Source organism: Bifidobacterium panos (genome assembly GCF_012932445.1).
Lineage (GTDB): Bacteria > Actinomycetota > Actinomycetes > Actinomycetales > Bifidobacteriaceae > Bifidobacterium > Bifidobacterium panos.
On the sequence record NZ_JAAIIJ010000041.1, the window covers coordinates 1 to 1162 of the forward strand.

General features: G+C 53.8%; 1 protein-coding gene. It reads right to left on the reverse strand.

From position 1 onward, the window contains the following. Positions 1–1162, reverse strand: a 1162-nt coding sequence (locus tag G1C94_RS07600) for a C-type lectin-like domain-containing protein (protein WP_216656951.1), incomplete at both ends; no start/stop codon positions are given.

Genomic DNA, 1162 nt, shown 5'->3' on the forward strand with positions numbered 1-1162 from the left:
CACGTATTCGCCCGGAATGGTCAACAGGCCGGTCTTCTCGTCGAACTTGAACTGACTGGTCGTAAGGGTCTTCTCGGTATCGCCGTCCTTGACCTTCACCGTCAACAACGACGCAGCCAACTTGCCCACCGTAGTCGACAACGTCGCGGAATAATCAGAACCCTTCACAGCACGATTCACCGTATCAGACGTCGACACACCCGCAGGCAAATCATACGTTACAGACACAGGCACAACAGCAGCAGACACAGTCGAACCCACAGACTTCAAATCAAAGCCCTCAAACTCAACATAGTAACCCTGATTGCCGAGACTGGTGATGTAGTCATTCGCCAGATCATTCCACTGGCCGCTCCCATAACCGTACTGGGGACAGCCTTCAAGGCCACCACTGTTATCAGGTTGGCCGCTGCTCCAGTTGACGTACATGCCATCAACCTTTTTACCGCTCGTGTTGGTACCCTGCCAGAACATCTTACCGGCGCTCGGGCCCGTCACCCAATACCAATTCTGACCCCAATCATCACTATCCTCGCCATTGCCCTTCTTGGTGATACTGAACGTCTCAGAATCAAGACCCGCAGTAGTCTTAGACGTAAAACGAGTCGCACCCATCCAACCAGGCTGGTTGTTAAACGAGTTGCGGATCAAGTTGTTCTCCTCGACAGACTCGACAGTCAGCAAATGACCCGACTTCCCAAGAAACGACACGGTCTTCGCATCAGCAAACGCAGCATTCCAATACTCGATTGTATCGACGAATGTGTAAGCGTGTCCGTTGTATAGGGTCACGTCATACTCGTCAGTGCCATTCGAGGCTTTCGCCTTCAACGGCTCGCACACCGCGTTCACCGTGATGTTCTGCGTCATGTTCGCAGTAGTACTCGTGGTGAACGTCAAACCACGCAAATACGCCTGCAACGCCTCCGCGGTAATCGTCGCCGCGCCGGTCGTATCCGACGTCCTGATCGTGATATACGAATACTTACCCGTGGAAGACACCTTGTCGCCGGCCACATAGTTGCCGGAATCATCCAACGCATCCACGATCTTCGCATTCGCAGGAACAGCCACATCCTTGCTCGGCGTGAAATACCCCGAATCAACCTGCACCGTGACATACGAGGTATCCGGACCCTTGACGGTCGCCTCGCCCAGCTTG